At 40.6% G+C, this 17,741-nt stretch carries 10 protein-coding genes; all 10 read right to left on the reverse strand.

The genetic code is table 11. The features are described from left to right. Positions 1 to 24: 24 nt before the first annotated feature. Positions 25 to 1,623, reverse strand: coding sequence for a sulfatase family protein (locus BVH02_RS18425; RefSeq protein ID WP_086502956.1), 1,599 nt, complete (start codon positions 1,621 to 1,623; stop codon positions 25 to 27). A 98-nt stretch (positions 1,624 to 1,721) separates the two neighbouring features. Further along, positions 1,722 to 3,275: a sulfatase family protein gene (locus BVH02_RS18430; protein ID WP_086502944.1), complete on the reverse strand. Its 1,554-nt coding sequence runs from the start codon at positions 3,273 to 3,275 to the stop codon at positions 1,722 to 1,724. Positions 3,276 to 3,425: 150 nt separating this feature from the next. Beyond that, complete coding sequence (locus tag BVH02_RS18435) at positions 3,426 to 6,041, reverse strand: alkaline phosphatase D family protein (protein ID WP_111357189.1); 2,616 nt, start codon at positions 6,039 to 6,041, stop codon at positions 3,426 to 3,428. Between the two features lie 132 nt (positions 6,042 to 6,173). Then, positions 6,174 to 7,814 carry a RagB/SusD family nutrient uptake outer membrane protein gene (locus BVH02_RS18440; RefSeq protein WP_086502945.1) on the reverse strand — a complete coding sequence of 547 codons (1,641 nt, stop codon included), beginning with the start codon at positions 7,812 to 7,814 and terminating at the stop codon, positions 6,174 to 6,176. Positions 7,815 to 7,831: 17 nt separating this feature from the next. Next, positions 7,832 to 11,218 (reverse strand): SusC/RagA family TonB-linked outer membrane protein, encoded by a 3,387-nt coding sequence (locus BVH02_RS18445; RefSeq protein ID WP_223271915.1) that lies wholly within the window; start codon positions 11,216 to 11,218, stop codon positions 7,832 to 7,834. 155 nt (positions 11,219 to 11,373) lie between these two features. Next, the gene (locus tag BVH02_RS18450) at positions 11,374 to 12,420 is read right to left on the reverse strand and encodes a FecR family protein (protein WP_086502946.1); all 1,047 of its coding nucleotides are present in this window, start codon (positions 12,418 to 12,420) and stop codon (positions 11,374 to 11,376) included. 4 nt (positions 12,421 to 12,424) lie between these two features. Beyond that, positions 12,425 to 13,060 carry an RNA polymerase sigma factor gene (locus BVH02_RS18455; protein ID WP_086502947.1) on the reverse strand — a complete coding sequence of 212 codons (636 nt, stop codon included), beginning with the start codon at positions 13,058 to 13,060 and terminating at the stop codon, positions 12,425 to 12,427. Positions 13,061 to 13,397: 337 nt separating this feature from the next. Beyond that, positions 13,398 to 14,909 (reverse strand): sulfatase, encoded by a 1,512-nt coding sequence (locus BVH02_RS18460; protein ID WP_086502948.1) that lies wholly within the window; start codon positions 14,907 to 14,909, stop codon positions 13,398 to 13,400. Positions 14,910 to 15,091: 182 nt separating this feature from the next. Then, on the reverse strand, positions 15,092 to 15,799 hold the full coding sequence (locus tag BVH02_RS18465; protein ID WP_086502949.1) for a gluconate 2-dehydrogenase subunit 3 family protein: 708 nt from the start codon (positions 15,797 to 15,799) through the stop codon (positions 15,092 to 15,094). 3 nt (positions 15,800 to 15,802) lie between these two features. Further along, positions 15,803 to 17,545: a GMC oxidoreductase gene (locus tag BVH02_RS18470; RefSeq protein WP_086502950.1), complete on the reverse strand. Its 1,743-nt coding sequence runs from the start codon at positions 17,543 to 17,545 to the stop codon at positions 15,803 to 15,805. Positions 17,546 to 17,741 lie beyond the last annotated feature (196 nt).

The following is a 17,741-nucleotide window of genomic DNA, read 5'->3' on the forward strand; positions in this document are numbered from 1 at the left end:
TTATAAATATATGACTTTCAAGATTCAGTCCTTTTCAGGGAAATTCTTTTCAAAATCTGTCTCATTCACCCAGCCCGCGTTCATTTTTTCACCATTCATGAAGCGATTGTAAAAATCATTGGAAGCCGCACCCGAATACGGATACTCATCAAAAATATATCCCTTGCCAAACATTCTAGGATCCTTTTGCTGTTTTAGCTCTTGAAACAGACGTTCTTTCAACTGCTCTTTGATCACTTGATATTCTGGATGGATTGCCAGATTTTGCATAGCAAAGGGATCAGAAATGCGCTTGAAAAGCTCTTCTGTCGGTCTTTTTCCAAAAGCCAAATCCCAGTTATTGGAAGTTTTATTAGCTCTCCGATCATTCAGAATCTGAGTTTTTGTTGGACTTCCATCCGTATTCAAATAGCCTGATTCAGGATTCCCTGCCGGCCATCTGTCTGTTTCAAAATTGTGTAAATACACATAGTCAGTCGTGACTATCCCACGAATAGGATATCCTTGATCATCCGGCCTTCCTACATCGTGACGTTCTTTTCCTATGAGCACATGGTTTCTTACTGGATCTATTTGTCCGGAATTCTCACTTTTGAAAATATCCATGAAACTTCGACCTGTAATGGCAGCCATTATCACAGAGTCTGTAGGTACTTGAGCTGCTTCTAAAAAAGTAGGCGTGAAATCAATGAAGCTGATAAAGTCCTCAATCACCCTACCCGATTTAGCAATTCCTTCTTGCCACATGACCGCGAGCGGAAGATGGTTGGAATATTCATATTCCTGACCTTTGATTCTAGGAAAAGGCATTCCGTTATCTGCAGTTACTACAATGATCGTATTGGACAATTCCCCACGTCTTTCCAGCTCATCAATCATCTTTTGAAGATGCTGATCGAAATATTCAATTTCAAAAGCATAATCCAGCATATCAGAACGAACTGAATCCGTGTCTGGCCAGAATGGCGGCACTTCATCTATATCTTCCAGTTTCTTGTTCCCTTTGGTTAAGCCAGACTGAAATTCATAGGCACGATGTGGTTCAGTAGAACCATACCAAAAGACAAAGGGCTCATTCTCCTCTTTACTGTTTAAGAAATCTTCAAAGTTTTTAGCATAATCATTCGAGCTTATTTGAGGAGTAGGAGCTTCCATCTTAAACTTATTATAAGCAGGCCCGGTCAATTCCCTGGGCTTTCCACCTACCTCACCGGGATTGCCGGGTGCCCAACCTTTGGCAGTAAATCCACCATGATAACCAGAGCTGATCAGTTGCTCCATAAACGTGGTGAACTTTGCAGGAAAATCAGGCGAGTGATTTGCCGCTTCCTCCAGTTGCCAAGAATTGCGTCCAGTTAAAATAGCCGCTCTCGAAGGAGCGCACTTTGCATTTGGTGTGTAGGCATTCATAAATAAAAGCCCCTCTTTCGCTATGTAGTCAAATGCCGGCGTATTCACCCATTTGGTACCATAAGCTCCCATATGAGGAAAAGAAGCATCATCCATTATTGCAAAGAGAATGTTCGGACGCTTTGCTGGAGTTACCTTTTCGCCCGAATTGCAAGAATAAAACAGGGCCGAAATAAGAAGTGCCACTACAGCAAACAGTCTATTCATTTTCATATTCTTCATGGATAATTTGGAGACACTTTCACCTATAAACACAAACAGGCAATAACAATATAAAAATTGCTATTGCCTGTTTGCCCTAAAATCTGTAATTATTTCAATACAACATCCTCCACTTTACTATTCACATCTCCGCGAATAGCCGTGTAGGAAGCAATCATTTCTTCCAATTTCTCAGGATTGGATTCAGCTAGATTATCGGCTTGACCAATGTCCTTGGAAAGATTGTAAAGCTGATAGTTTTTATCATTTCCGATTTCAATATTAACTGAGGCTATTTTAGCGGCGCCATTGTATGGAGGAATCATAATCCACTCGTCTTTTCTCAAGGCTGTTCTACCTGTAGCTTCGAGAATCAAATCAGATCTACCTACTTTATCCTCTCCCATAAAGGCTGACAATAGATTTTCGCTATCCTGAGCCGTATCTGTACTTCCAGTAAGGGAAGCTAATGAGCTTAGAAAATCAACTTGACAAACCAAGGCATCTGATACCTGAGGCTGAATTTTTCCTTTCCAATAAACCATAAATGGCACTCGGGTTCCAGCTTCGAAAAGACTATATTTACCGCCTCTCAAAGCACCAGCAGGAGTATGATCTCCTATTTTCTCCACTGCATCATCATAGTAGCCATCATTCAATACCGGGCCATTATCAGAAGTAAAAATGATCAATGTATTCTCTAGCAAGCCTTCATCTTCCAAGGTTTTCATAAACTCACCTACCATCCAGTCAGCCTCCAGAATCACATCTCCTCTTGGTCCCATTCCAGATTTACCTTCAAACCTAGGATGTGGAGTTCTCGGTACATGTGGCTGCTGAAATGCATAGTAAAGAAAGAAGGGTCCTTCCTTGTGTGACTTCACGTAGCTTTGGGCTTTTTCCAAAAAATGATCCGCCATATCAACATCCGACCACTTTGCAGCTTCTCCACCTTTCATAAATCCGATTCTAGGAATGCCATTCACAATGCTGTTGTTGTGGCCATGGTGCCACTTCACCGTGGTTAGTTCAGGATTATCCTTTCCAGTTGGCTCTCCTTCGAAGTTATTATCATAATTAACCTCGATCGGATCATTTGGATCCAAATTGACCACATTTCCATTCTCTATATAAACTGTAGGCACGCGGTCTTGAGTCGCAGCCATGATGTAGCTGTAGTCAAAGCCAACTTCATTTGGACTTGGGCTGATGTGCTGATTCCAATTAACATCTCCGTTGCCAAGACCCAAGTGCCATTTTCCTACCACCCCAGTTTCATAGCCTTGCCCTTTTAGCATTTTAGGAACAGTCATCTGAGAAGTGCTGATCAGCAAAGGTGCTGTACCGGGAAGGATCTTCGCATCTGCATTTCTCCATGGGTAAACACCCGTAAGCAAAGCATAACGACTAGGTGTACAAGTAGCTGAAGAGGCATAGCCATTGGTAAATCGAATTCCACCATTTGCCAATTTGTCCATATTTGGCGTAGATAGCTCAGTAGCTCCATACGAACTCAAATCTCCATACCCCAAATCATCCATATAGATGATGACGATATTTGGTTTTTTCACCTCTGAATCAGCCACTTCCTCTTTAGGGGAGCTGCAGTTAAAAAACAGGGATGCTCCTGTCAATCCAAGTAAAAGTTTACTCTTAAAACTCATGATTTTATGTTTTTATTTATCCTTATTAATCTTAAAACTTCAACATTCTTAATCCATCATTCACCCTTCACTAAAATTTCAAATGATGAATGATGAATACCCAATAATTAATAATTAAATGGGCCTCATCTGATATTTCAACTTTTTAAGCTACTCCGCAAGATTCACTTCTATTATTTCTGGATGACTGCTTTCCATCGTAAGGCCAGCATACGTCTTCATCAGGCCGCTATTCTGATCACGCACTTCTACTCTGTGCTTGTCAGCCGAGAACACTTTTGGCTGAAAACTACTTGTATTCACTGGCATAGCATATTCAAGTTCACCCGTGGACTCATTATAGACGGAAACTAGCGGGTTTTCCACTCCTTCCAAATTCAAGGTATTTAGATAGCCAACAGCTTTTCTCGCATAATTATCTTTTTGGGAAACTGTAAGTGGCCAGCCCTCATATTGTCCGTCCGGATTTACACTAGGGTCCACATTTCGAGGCCAGCATTCGATCTTCATCGTACGTTCCTCCTTGTCAAAAGTAATAATCCCATAACCGGTGCCTCTATCATATATTCTGGACGGTTCAAAACCTGATTTGTATGGATTGGCCACAGCCATAATGGTCATTTTATTACCAAAGCCATCTTCAAAATCCCCAGTATTTTTGGTCCCACCAGAAAAGGGCTCATGGCCTTCAGGTACTTTTGGCCACCAGCGTCTAGGCCAAAGATTATTCAGTGCGGGTCCCGCAAAAGCATACCCTGAATCACGGAATTCATCTACACCATATTGCACCGTACTTGCCAAATGCTGATCTCCCGCGATGTGCAATGCAAATGATTTACGTATAATTCGTACAGCTTCATCGCGGCCCTTTTGAGGCCAGCCATTCGAATCCATATCGGTGGTCGGCGCATCGCCATCCACATAATCACCCTTCTCAGGAGTAGGCAGGCTAGGCACTATGCTATCAATAATACTTCCTTCTGGCAAAGTGGCTACTGTACAGAAGTTCGTCTGAGACAAAACAGCTTTCATCTGCACTCCAGGATCCCATTTCTCTGACCAGGTTTCCAAGAAATTGAGTTGTCTTTTCCCTAGAAGTTCAGCATCTATATCGTAATGTTTCTTTATGTCAAAGTCACGATTTTGGATAAAACCATTCATGACTTTTGCTTCTTCTGGCAGTACATTCTTAGGAGCAGACTTGAATTTTCTATCTTCCAAAATCGCAAAACTTACTCCTCCATACTCCCAATCAGTGTAATACACATTGATTCCTTGTTTCGCTGGTGTTGGGTCAAACGCGTCCGGTAAGTGACTTGTCTGGCAATCCTGAATCATGTTCACCCATTCCGGAGGCATTTTGTAGCCACCTTGATCTTGGGCCACATAGCCCCAACCCTCATCAGAGGGTGCATGCTTACCTCCTTCACCCCAGACATTTCCATGATAGACGTCATGGTCATCTGGAATAATTGCAGCAGGGATAGTTCTAAAAATATCTCGGTACGACCAGCCAAACATATACCATTTGTGCAGGTAATCAAGATAGGATTTTTCCAGCGGGCTGGTTTGAATCCCAAATCCACCCGTACCCTCATAGAACTGATCTCCGAGAAATAAGGCCATTTCAGGTTTGTGCTTTGCTACATGAATAGCTACTTCCTGATCTGGAAAACCATGGTCAGCATTGCAGCTAAAAACTGCTACTTTCAAGTTATCAGAAGATTTTGGCTGTGCAGCGATTTCTCCGTAGTAAAAGAATTCTTGCGCTTTATCCTGAAGAGGAACATCTATACGAATCCTATATGGGATCATTTCCTCATGCTTCCAATCCTCTATTCTAAACTTAGCTATTCGTCCATTTGGATCTAGCTCAGAGGTCTGAACTGTCTCCCAGCCGGATCCTTTTTTGAGCTGAAGCTCAACTTTGATATCGTGAATCTGCTCAAGCGGCGCAAGCTGCGCTGTTAATTTAAGTGTGTTTTTGTGCAGGGTATATTGCGCAAAGAAGATCGGACCAAAGACCTGATCGGCTTTTTCGACAATTTTATCTCCTTGGAAAATCCAGTCGGAAAATGACACCAAACTGCCTGTGGTCTCTTCCTTCTTTGGACAATTAGCTACCAAGGCCAAATTGCCCTGCAAATCCTGAGGAGCGATTCCTTCAGCAGTTAGGGTAATTGAATTCTTGTCAATTTTGCTATTTGAAGCAGAAAGCGTCAAGCTGTACTTGCCGTGCGCGAAAGAACTTTTCAAGGTTAAAGAAACAGGTTTGGATAAATCCAATTTCTTCTCACTCATTTTCTCCCCGATCATCAATTGCCCAGACCCAGTAATCCCCGCATCGAGTCCTTTGCCGAAAACTGCAGCAGAGCGATAGTCTTCAAAAATGCCTTTTGCTCCAAGCCTAAAACCAGCATAGGCAGCGGCATTCCCAATCAATTCTTTATTGTCCCAAGCTATGCTTACCGACTGCTGGAAATCTTTATTCTCAGTTCCCAGCTGATGCGTAAGAATATGCAAGGCTCTATTTGGGCCTGAAATATTGCAGACTGCTTTACCTCCTATGATTTCCCAATCCTGCAATCTATTTCCCCAAAACTCAGGACCTATCCACTTCATATCCGGCCAATTTTCCCAGTTACTCTTGAAGCCTGAATCAGCCGTTGCAAGTAGTTTTTTGATACTTGTGAATCCTTGTGAAAAGAAGAAAGGAGTGGAAAAAGAAGTTAAGGCCATGGCCTTGACAGCGGATCTGCGTTTCATAGTATAAGTGGTGGTTAACGTAATTAGGGGGAAATAATGATGGATTAGAAATCCAATAAAGCCTTTCAAAACAAAGCTAGGGGATCAGCTTTGTTTTGTAAGGAAAAAACAGTGAATCTATAAACTCATCTGCTACTCAAGCGAAGGGTTAATGTTCACTTCGCTCTGTGGAATTGGCCAAGTATTATCAACACCATCACGGAATTTTCTAGAAGTCACATACCATCTACTTTTTGGATCTGCCTGTCCACCTTTTAGCCGTTGCTTTTTGGCACCCGGAAATGATGCGCCATAAAAATCTGCGTTAAGCACCTCTTTGGCTATATCCCATCTTAGCAAATCCCAATAGCGGATACCCTCAAAAGCGAGCTCAACCCTTCTTTCTTTACGAAGAATTTCTCTTAAAGCAGAGGGGTCCGTTGTAGTGATAGCAGGCATTCCTACAGAAGCCCTTCCCCTTACCTTATTTATAGTTTGATCCAAATCAGCTTGAGTGATTGCTTGACCAGCTTCCAATTTAGCTTCCAAGTAGCTGAGCAAAATCTCTGCATAGCGTATGATTGGAAGGTTACCGCCATAATTTGTTAGGTTGCCAGAAAAGCTTTCGTCAGCAAATTTCTTAAGTCCAAAACCAGTTTGGGTTGTCTGCTTACCCGCTCCTAATTGATCAGGAGAAGATGACGAATCCGGATGAGTGACATATGTACCTTTGAATGTAGATCCATCAAATAAAACTGATGCTTTCAAACGCGGATCTCTATTTTTACTGACATTCTTAGGATCATATTGAGGGCTATCAAAAGAAAACTTCGAACCATCTGTAAAATCATAGGCTTCTACCATGCTGCCGAGAGGATTGAACAAGTGCCAACCTCCAGCAATCGCAGGAAAGAAGTGCTGTAACATTCCATTAGCTGCGAGATTATCAATATACTGAGTGCTGAAAATGATTTCATCACTATTTTCATTGGTTTTGAGGAAAAGACCTGCATAATCTGGATCGATGATATTCTCTCCCATTTCTATGATCTCCGCATAGGTTTTTGCCGCCTCACTGAACTTCTTCTCTGACAATTGTAATCTTCCTGTAAAAGCTAACACTGTTTGCTGAGTAACTCTGCCTCTCTGTGCAGATGGCAATCCAGCATGGCTCGGAAGATAATCTACGATCTCACCAAACTCTTTCATTACGAATGCAACTATTTCAGCTTTAGAAGCCTTTTTCACGGAATTTGCTTCAGCTGGACTTAACGTTTTTTCTACCAATGGAACAGAGCCCCAAAACTGGGACATGTAATAGTATTGAGCTGCTCTAAGGAATCGAACTTCAGATTTCATCCTCTCCTTTTTCAAATCATCCATTGGCACTTGATCTACGTTCTCCAAGAAAAAGTTACAATTCGCGATATTTTTGTAAGATGAAGACCAGTAAGAGTTCAAAATATTGATACTGGAAGTTAGAGTTCCGTTGGATAACCTGTGAAAAGCAGAATTATCTCCTCGACGATCGTACGCGTTATCAGAAGCAAATTCCATAAACAACAAACCATCATAAGCCCACCAGTTGGATGGATTTACTGAGGTACCATTTTGGACGATCCCACCTCTATACACTCCGGTTAACGCTAATTCAGCATTACCTTCATTACTCCAAAATGTAGCATTATCAAAGCTATCTAAGGGAGACTTATCCAATTGATCTACACAAGAAAACAGAACGCTACTAAGCAGAATGCAACTGAAATATCTATATATATAATTAATGTTATTCATTACGATTAGTATTTAAGTTAAAACTGTAGGTTGACGCCGAAGGTGTAATTTCCAAGTATTGGATAATACGCTCTGGCAGTATTAACCTCAGGATCCCAGCCTTTTCGGTAATTGCTGTACGTGAAAATATTCTCAGCACTTACATACATTCTGAGTCTCGATATCTTCAGTTTTTCCAGTGCCGGCTGCGGTAGACTATAGCCCAATTGCACGTTTCTAAGCTTGACGTATGAACCGTCCAATGTCCAGAATGAAGATAATAGCGTGTTAGGAGTACCCGAATTTGATATAAACTCAAGTCTAGGATAACCAGCATTTCTGTCAGGATTTTCAGTAGTCCAGCGCTCTTCCATTTGCCATTTCTGTACGCCTCCTTGGTTATTAAAAGCATACCCCGCATCACCAGAAAGATTTCCTTTAACTCCTGCAACACCCTGAATAAGCATACTGAAATCAAAGCCTTTGAAATCAGCGCCAAGGTTTAATCCAAAATTGAATTTAGGAATCTGACTACCTAGTACAGTTCGGTCATAGGTTGCATTTACTATTCCATCAGGCACACCATCAGGACCACTAATATCTTTGTATCTAATATCTCCAGGTTTTGTGTTTGGATTGATAGACTTCATTTCAGCCCAATTTGCCACATCCTCTGCATCTACAAACAATCCATCCGCTTGATAACCATAATAGATATTCATTGGGTGACCAATAAAGAGGGAGCTTCCATTTCCTACTAGCCCATTAGGCTGGTCTATATTCCCCACTCCTAGATCTATCACCTCGTTGTTTATGATCGTAAGATTACCTCCTGCTCGGAAATTAAAATCATTTCCTGAGTGACGGTAATCCAGCACCAACTCAAGACCTGAGTTTCTCAGTTCTCCAGAATTCTGCTGGGACAAACCAAAGCCAACTATACTAGAAACACTTGAGCTAGGACTATTAAGAATATCATAGGTAAAGCGATTGAAGTATGTCGCTCCAAAATTAATTTTGCCTTGAAGCAAACTCATATCCAAGCCAACATCAGTAGTACGGGTACTTTCCCAGTGTAATGTTGGGTCAGTTATTACATTCCTTGTAACCCCAGTATTGATCACTCCACCAAAAGGGTAATTCTGACCAAGATTGAGTGTGTTTTGGTAAGGATAATTTCCAATATTCTGGTTTCCTAGAATACCAAATGAGGCTTTCAATTTCAAATCATCGAGCCAAGAAGCTTTATCCTTTAAAAATCCTTCTTCGGATATTCTCCAACCTACTGCTGCGGAAGGGAAGAATGCGAATTTTTCATCTGTAGGAAAGCGGGAAGAACCATCGTATCTCATGGTAGCTTCAAATAAGTATTTCTCTACAAAGTCGTACTTAATTCTACCAAAAACTGACATTAAAGCCCACTCTGAAGCACTACCATTGTTTTTCTGATTGTCAGGCGCACCTACATTCAGTTGGGTCAGGTCATTGTTGGCTAGATTATTTCTGTACGCATAAGTGTATTCATACAAATTATCTTCATAGGAATACCCACCCAGAACACTCAGCTTATGAAGACCAAAAACCTTATCGTAGTTAGCTACTAGTTGAATAGTCTTGTAATAATTGTTATCGCTATTTATACTTAGCTCATTTGGGCCTAAAGTAATATTCGGATTTAATACTTGAGTTGCCAGCAAACGCTTATCATCCGATGAAGTTTGATTATATGCACCTATCAAAGAAATTTTGAAAGACTTTGCAAGCTGGTAATCCAACTTAAGATTCGTATTTATATCAATGTTCTTAGCTTTAAAAAAAGAGTCATTGTTAAGGTAAGAAACTGGTGTTCCTTTACCCACTACACCTAAACCATAGTCTCCATTACTGTACCTATCTGCATAAATAGATGGAAATCTGATTGATTGACCTATTATGCCTAGCATATCTGTAATATCAAGCGTGGCAGGTGCCGAAGGCTCATTAGTAACCGAGTTGATAAGCGATACTCTTGAAGTCAATTTCAATTTTGAACTTAGATCATTCTCCATATTCAAGCGCACATTGTATCTAGAGTAATCATTCTTGATCACCAATCCATCTTGATATAGGTAGCCAAAAGACAAATTATACTTACTTGTTTTGGAGCCTCCATTAATAGTAAAATTGCTTGAGGTCTGAACTGGAGTTTCAGTCAATATCTGTCCTATGAAATCAGAATTTGGATAATTGTCCAAATCCGATCCATCTCTATATTTCTGAATATCTGCTTCGGAATAAACCTGATTACCATCTGCTTCATTATATAGCTCTGCAAATTCCCATGAATTAACAAATTCAGGATATTCTGTCGCACGCTGAAAGCCTACATAGCCATTATAGGTTATTTGTACTTTCTCACTTCCTCCTGTTTTTGTAGTCACCAGTATTACTCCATTCGCAGCTCTTGCTCCATAAATTGCAGCGGAAGAGGCGTCTTTCAGTACAGAGATAGACTCTATATCGTTTGGATTAATATCGTTGAAGCTATTAGTAGGGATTCCATCTATAAGTATCAATGGATTCGTACCTGCTCCAAACGAGCCAACTCCCCTTATATTAATGGTACCACCACTTGCCCCAGGCCGGCCGCCTCGTTGGATCACAGTTACTCCAGGAACTTGTCCTGTAAGTATACTGGAGGTGTTTGTCACCTGTCTGTTCTCAATGTTTTTAGAAGACAACTGAGACACAGCGCCGATTACGTCAGCTTTCTTCTGCTCGCCATAACCAACTACTACAATCTCATCTAGTGCTTTCTCGTCTTCAAGTAGAGTTACATTCACAGTGCTTTGATTCTGTATACTCACTTTTTGGTTTTTATACCCTATAAATGAAAAAACCAAAACACTGCCTTCCTCTGCAGCTACTGAATAATTACCGTCGATATCCGTCACCGTACCTTTGGTAGTGCCTTCCACAATAATCGTTACACCAGGAATACCAATACCACTTTGATCGATAACCTTTCCTGTCACTTCAATTGCATTGGCATCCTCTATGCTCACTCCCTTGGTAGTACCAGACTGATATGGTCTGACATGGATATTATCATTGATTTGAATAAACCTAAGGCCAGTATCTTTGCTCAAATCTGATAAAAGATCATAAACAGTTTTATTCTGTACTGCTAAAGTCACCTTCTGCTTTACATCTACATTTCCTGTATTATAGGTAAAAGCTAAACCAGTCTTTTTCTCTATATCCTTAAATACTTTCTCAAGAGGAGTGTTTTCCACACTCATCCCTATACTTATCTTTTCGATGTTTTTTCGCTGTGCATTGCCAGTATTAGCGAGCAATACAGTGCAGAAAATCAGCTGAAGAATGAACCCGTAGAGTAATCTTTTAGATAACATAATGAGTTGTCCCCGTATATTTTTTTTCATACTATTGTAATGGTTTAAGTGTTGATTCGCTTGAATTTTTGCCTGAAATGGTTAGCGCTACTACAGGCAAGTTGAATTAGGCAGTTAGGAATTCTCCCCAGAATTTCTTCTGCCTTTTTTTAAGGACTGTGTATCATATCCATGGTTGCTTTGGGTTAATGAGTTATTTCTACTTCTTTACCTTTGATTTTATACTGAATTTTAGACGTCTGAGCGATTCCTTCCAAGACATTTTCCAAGGACTCATCATAATATTGTCCTGTGTAGGCCCATTGAGCATTGAACTTTCCAGCCGTATGGATATCTACTCCATACCAAGTTTCAATTTTCTGCACCACTGTATCGAAGTCATCATCGGAAAAGACTAAGTACTTATCCTTCCAGCCAGTGACCGATCTTACATCAAAATCCTGCTTGTGTATTTTTCCGTTATCCTCCAGCACAATCATCTCCATAGGAGCCAGCATAACTTGATTTCCAAGCTTGTCGTTAACTTTCACTTTACCTGATACCAGCGCTACTTCTAGCTTTCCCTCCACCGCACTATTGACATTGAAGCTGGTGCCTAATACCTCTACTTTGGCATCCTTGACTTCTACTATGAAAGGTCGTCCTTCTTTCTTTACATCAAAAAAAGCCTCTCCTTCCATAGAAATCACGCGAGAAGATTCAGTAAACGTCTTCGGATAGGATATTTTGGAGTTCGAATTGAGGTGAATAACGGTGCCGTCATTCAAATGAAGGACAGTTTTCTTTCCTGCTTCATTCACTTTGGTAATCCATTCAATCGATGCTTTCTCTGAGTCTGAAAAATTTTGCGTCTCATAAAGGGCCCAGCACGAAAAACCAATCAATAAAATAGCTGCAGCCCTACGAACCGAAAAAAATGAATACCATGTATCCATCTTAGATGGTATCGTATTATGACTTGGCACTTCCAAGTCTGCTTTTAAGATATTCTCAAAGACCTGGATATATGCTTCATCAGTAAACTCAAAATTCTCTTTGTATTGGATAGACCTGACGAAACTTGCCGCTTCTGTCACCATCTCCCTTTTCTGAGGATTGGAAATCAACCACTTTTCCCAAAAATGCAAAGTGTTCTCGCTAGGGGATTTCACCCACTGTACGAAAAACTCATCAGAGAGAAAGTCTTCGAACTCGTAGTCCTCATATTTTTTATGATCTGTATAATTAGACATTGCTTTAATAACTCGTTGGTTTAATAAATTCTTTAAGACTAGCTAAGGCTCGATAGATCAATTTTCTGGCAGTTTTTACTTCACTGAAGTTCATGATTTCAGCAATTTCCTTGTAACTCAACTCCTCTTCATAAAATAACAGGATGGCTTTTCTTTGCTTAGTTGTCAACTGGCTCAAGCCGCGCTGAAGCTGTATTTTTCGCTCAGTTTCTGACTCACTTTTGATGAAACTAACTTCTGGAGACACCACTATCTGAAAATGTGAATCGAGAAAACTCTCCTCAAACCCTTCTATGGATGTATTAGCCTTAATATTTTTAATGATTTCCCGTTGAATAGATCTGAATAAGTAACCTTTAATATTTGTCACCTCTTTCAAATCTCCTCTCTTTTTCCTCAGGTAAATAAAGAGATTCTGTATACTGTCTTTGACCAAACTTGAGTCACGGGAGTATTGACTACCAAACTGATAGAGCTCTTGCACATAGGTTCTGTACAAATAATTAAATGCCATTTCATCCCCCTTATTAAAAGCATTCCAGATATCGCAATCAGATTTTTCCTCGAAAACCTTGACTGTCTCAAAATGCTTTGAAGGGATAAAGGTGGAATTGGGCTGTTCTTTTGGGTTTCTGTTCATTGAAAATTGGAATTCCTTCTCCTTTCTAAAATTAAGAGTAAGTTAACAAGCGAAATGACCCCATAATATTCTAAAATATTTTTCCAGAAACCTGAAACAAGAATATTAACAGCATAAAACTTCACTTTTACGCTTGAATTGCTGCGGAAAAAGTAGATTTAACCGCTTTCCAATAAAAATCATCACCCCTTGAAGGATAGTGCCGCAGTCTAAAATCTTATCATTTATTGAATTGTATTTCTTAAAGTTTTACCTCGTGTTTGTCAGTTGCTTAATGTGACTTGAAGTCTTTTGACTATGAAAAAATAAGGACACAGCTTATCCAAATGCAACTATTCTATTTTATCAATTTCTCCAAAACTATAGGCTCGTCTTCCCAGTACCAAACCCCATCTTTTTGATACAAAACTCTATGTTTACTACCTTCCGCATGTGGGGCACTTTCAAGGGGTATCCAGTTTGCGAGTTCAGCTTTTACTTCACTATATTCCGCCACCTGAGCTAAGTTTGACCACTCTCCAGCATCTCGGTAGTGATCGTATAGTTCTTCGGAGCCATCAGCATACCTAATATATCTCCATCGTTCTGTCCTTACAGAATTATTTCCAGGGTTATGGGTAGTAATTGCAGGCCTAGCTCTTGGCGTATTTGCATTTTCCAACTGAGGAAGTAAACTGATCCCTTCCACCTCAGTATTCTCAGTGAGACCTGCCAATTCAAGTAAAGTCGGGTAAATATCTAATAGCTCAGCAGGCTGGGAAGACTTCGCTCCAACTGAAACTCCAGGCCCCGAAAAAATCAATGGAACATGTGTGGATTGTTCCCAAAGGGAATTTTTACCCGTAATATCCTTTTCCCCCAAATGATATCCATGGTCTGACCAAAAGACGATGATTGTATTTTCTGTTAAACCATTAGCATCTAAGGCATCCAGAACTCTTCCCACTTGGGCATCCATGAAACTTATGGTTGCCAGATAGGCTCTTACTTTATTTTCCCACTCTTTATTCTCAATCACCCACGAGAGTCGAGGCTCTGGAAGATACCAATGTAAATTCCAAGCAAAATCGGGAATATCCATACGATCCCCCTTTGGAGCAAGTGGTAAAATAAGCTCATCTTTTGGATAAAGATCAAACCATTTTTGCGTGGCATACAGTGGAACATGCGGCTTATTAAACCCTACAGCTAGAAAAAATGGAGCCACATCCCCTTGCTCTTTGCCAAATCCATTCATTTGCTCTACAGCCCATGAAGCCACCTTATAATCATCCATAACCGAATCATGCGCTACAGGATAAACACCCCAGTCAATCAATGGATTGTTTACCATATCTAATGGAGTTGTCATCAACTTGGTCGAGGGTCTAGGATTATGACCTCCATTAGGACCCCATTGTTGAAACTCTGTGGCTCGCTCTGCAGCAGTAATTCCACCGTGAAGAATCTTGCCTGTGGAAAGTGTTCTATACCCATTCTGAGCAAAGTACTGAGACAAGGTCACGACGTCCTTTGTCCTTTCTACTTCCCGGTGCCTAGGAGACAAACCATAGATTCCAGTGGTAGTAGGCCTTAAACCAGTTAGAATACTTACCCGAGAAGGGTTACAAAGCGGTGCTTGTGCATGTGCATTAGTGAATAATGTTCCTCTATTTGCTAGTCTATCAATATTTGGAGTCTTCACCTGCGGATGACCATTCAATACCCCAATCCAATCATTTAAATCATCACTCGCTATAAAAACAATATTTGGAGAACTTGTAGAATTGTTGTTTTGTGCAAAAGAACTCGTAGAATCTACTGCAAAACTTATCAATAGCAGACTTAATAAAAGTTTTAGGGTTATCATGGGTAGATGGGGTTTGAATGCAGCACAAATTTTCTGAATTCGAAATGATAAGTTTACTTTAAAAAATCACTTTAGTCTCCTGCTCTACCCTGAATATGGCATTAATTCACTTATACCAATAAAAAAACCAATGAGCTTACACCCATTGGTTTTTTATATTCTTTTTAACTGAAGCTAATTAATTAGCCAATTATGTTAGCATCATCATCCCATTCGATGATAGTACCACGATCCTCCATCTTGAGGTATTGTGGAATGTATTTTTCTTCTAGTTTGACGCCGTGCTTGTCCATTACTTGCTGAGGAATTCCATCCCATGCATTTGGAGTATTACCTACGTAGCCCATATACTTCCACCCTTCTGGGGTAGAGAAATAACCTGAGCAAGTAAGATTACGAAGCATATTAAACCAACGAACAGCACCTTCATATTCAGGTTTTGCTTTGTCAGGCCAAGCTACCTCATCCACTATAGTGATCACTTCAGACTCGCTCAATTCATTGAATGATTTGCTGAATGTTTCATCTGCTTCAAAATCCAACCACATCAAGCCACCACGCATACGTGTCTGATTGCCTGGCTGGTCTTTCATCATAAACTCCATGAAATCGACAACCCCGAGTTCGGTAGCTGCAGGTGACTCATCATCTTTTGGCATGATGATATCTACCAAAGTGCTTAGCTTTTTGCGCTCCTCATCTGTGAAAAACGTATCTGAAAGCAACGCTTGATCACGTTGTTTTTCTTCTTCAGTTCTACCACCGATAGTACCACCAGTCAAGACATCTTTGGCTGGTAATTTTTGCTGCTCTGGTGAACAGCCTGTCATTAATAAACCTGTACCGACCGAGCCGGTAAAGAGCAATTTGAGATTTTCTCTTCTGTTCATGGTTTAGATATTTTTCTTATTCAATTCAGAAACAATGTAATCGGAAGTTCTCCAAGCTAAGGCCAAGATGGTCCAAGTTGGGTTTTTATCAGCTTGAGAAACAAATGGACCAGCATCTACTACGAATAGATTATCGCAATCATGTGCTTGGCAATTTGAATTCAATACTGAAGTAGCAGGATTATCTCCCATACGGGTAGTTCCTACTTCGTGAATGATTCTTCCTGGAGCCAAAAGACCATATTTGGTCTCAGGACCTGGCTTAGAACCCAGTAAAATTCCTCCGGATTCAGTCAAGATTTCTTCAAAGGTATCATGCATGTGTTTCGCCTGATTGACTTCTTGATCTGTCCAGTTGTAATTAAATCTTAGAACTGGAATACCGAATTTATCCACTGTATTTGGGTCAATTTCACAGTAGTTGTCATACATAGGTACACTTTCACCTCTGCCCGACATACCCATAGTAGAACCGTAGATTTTTCTAATGTCTTTTTTAAGACCTGCTCCGTAGCCACCATTTGGACTTGGCGCACCAAATTCATCTGTAATATATTTTCTCATCGAATCCATACTTCCACCGGTTCCATAGGCTGGCTGGCCCATTCCTCCCCAGTATTCGATATGGTATCCTCTGGCAAAATTCAATTTCTTATTATCTCCCCACCATGGTGTGTACATGTGCAAACCACCTACTCCATCTTCATTGTAGCGCTCACGATCCATCATGCTAGGCATAATTGCCATACGATCTGTTCCCGTAGAATCATGTAGGTATCTACCTACCATTCCTGAGCTATTTCCAATCCCATCAGGATGTGATTTAGACTTGGAGTTCATCATGATTCTTGCAGACTCACAAGCTGAGGCTCCTAAGACAACCACTCTTGATTTGAGCTTGTATTCTTTCATGTCCATTTTGCTCACAAAAGAAACTCCAGTTGCTTTACCACTTTCGTCTGTAGTTACTTTTCTAACCATAGAGTGCGTGTAAAGGTCTACTTTACCTTTTTTCATAGCAGGGTGAACCAAGACAGTTCCAGCAGAGAAATCTGCATGGACTTGGCAAGCTCTATTACACTGGCTACAGAAGAAGCATACTCCTCTTTCCTTATTAATAGGACGGGTGAGCATGGATAGACGCGAAGGAATCATTGGGATACCCATCTTGTCCGCACCTTTTTTCATGTAAAGCTCATGCAGTCGAGGCTTTGGAGGAGGAAGGAAAAATCCATCCGGCTCATTATATATACCTTCTTTGGTGCCAAAAACACCAATTAGCTTATCAACTTTGTCGTAATACGGCTTTAGATCATCGTATCCAATAGGCCAGTTATGACCTAATCCATCAATGCTGGCACGTTTGAAGTCATTAGGCCCAAATCGAAGTGAAATTCTTCCCCAGTGATTTGTTCTTCCGCCGACCATTCTAGAGCGAAACCAATCGAATTCAGTTCCATTTTTCCTAGTGTAAGGTTCACCGTCAATATCCCAGCCACCAATAGCTGCATCAAAGTCGCCAAAGGGACGGATTTGCGTTCCTGCACCTCTTCGAGGAGATTCCCATGGCGGTCTAAGTTGTGTCCGATCTTCTTCCTTGGCTGGATCAAAATCACCACCTGCTTCTACAACAGCTACGGAAAGACCTGCCTCGGATAGAATTTTGGAGGCCATGCCTCCCCCAGCTCCGGAACCAACAATTATAACATCGTAGGCTTCACCGGAATTTTTGATTTGAAAACTCATTAGATAGAATTTGCTTTATTGATCTGATTCAATTTTAAAAAGAGAGGTCGATTTCTAGTATTCACACAACTCAATCCTTCTAACCCTAAAATAACAAAATTATTTCTTCCCAAACCGTCTGATTTTCCTATTCAGACTAAATCCAAAAAACTTGAATTGCCATATTAAATCTATCTTATTTCACAATAAACGCCAT

The organism is Algoriphagus ratkowskyi, assembly GCF_002150505.1.
In the GTDB taxonomy this organism is placed as follows: domain Bacteria; phylum Bacteroidota; class Bacteroidia; order Cytophagales; family Cyclobacteriaceae; genus Algoriphagus; species Algoriphagus ratkowskyi.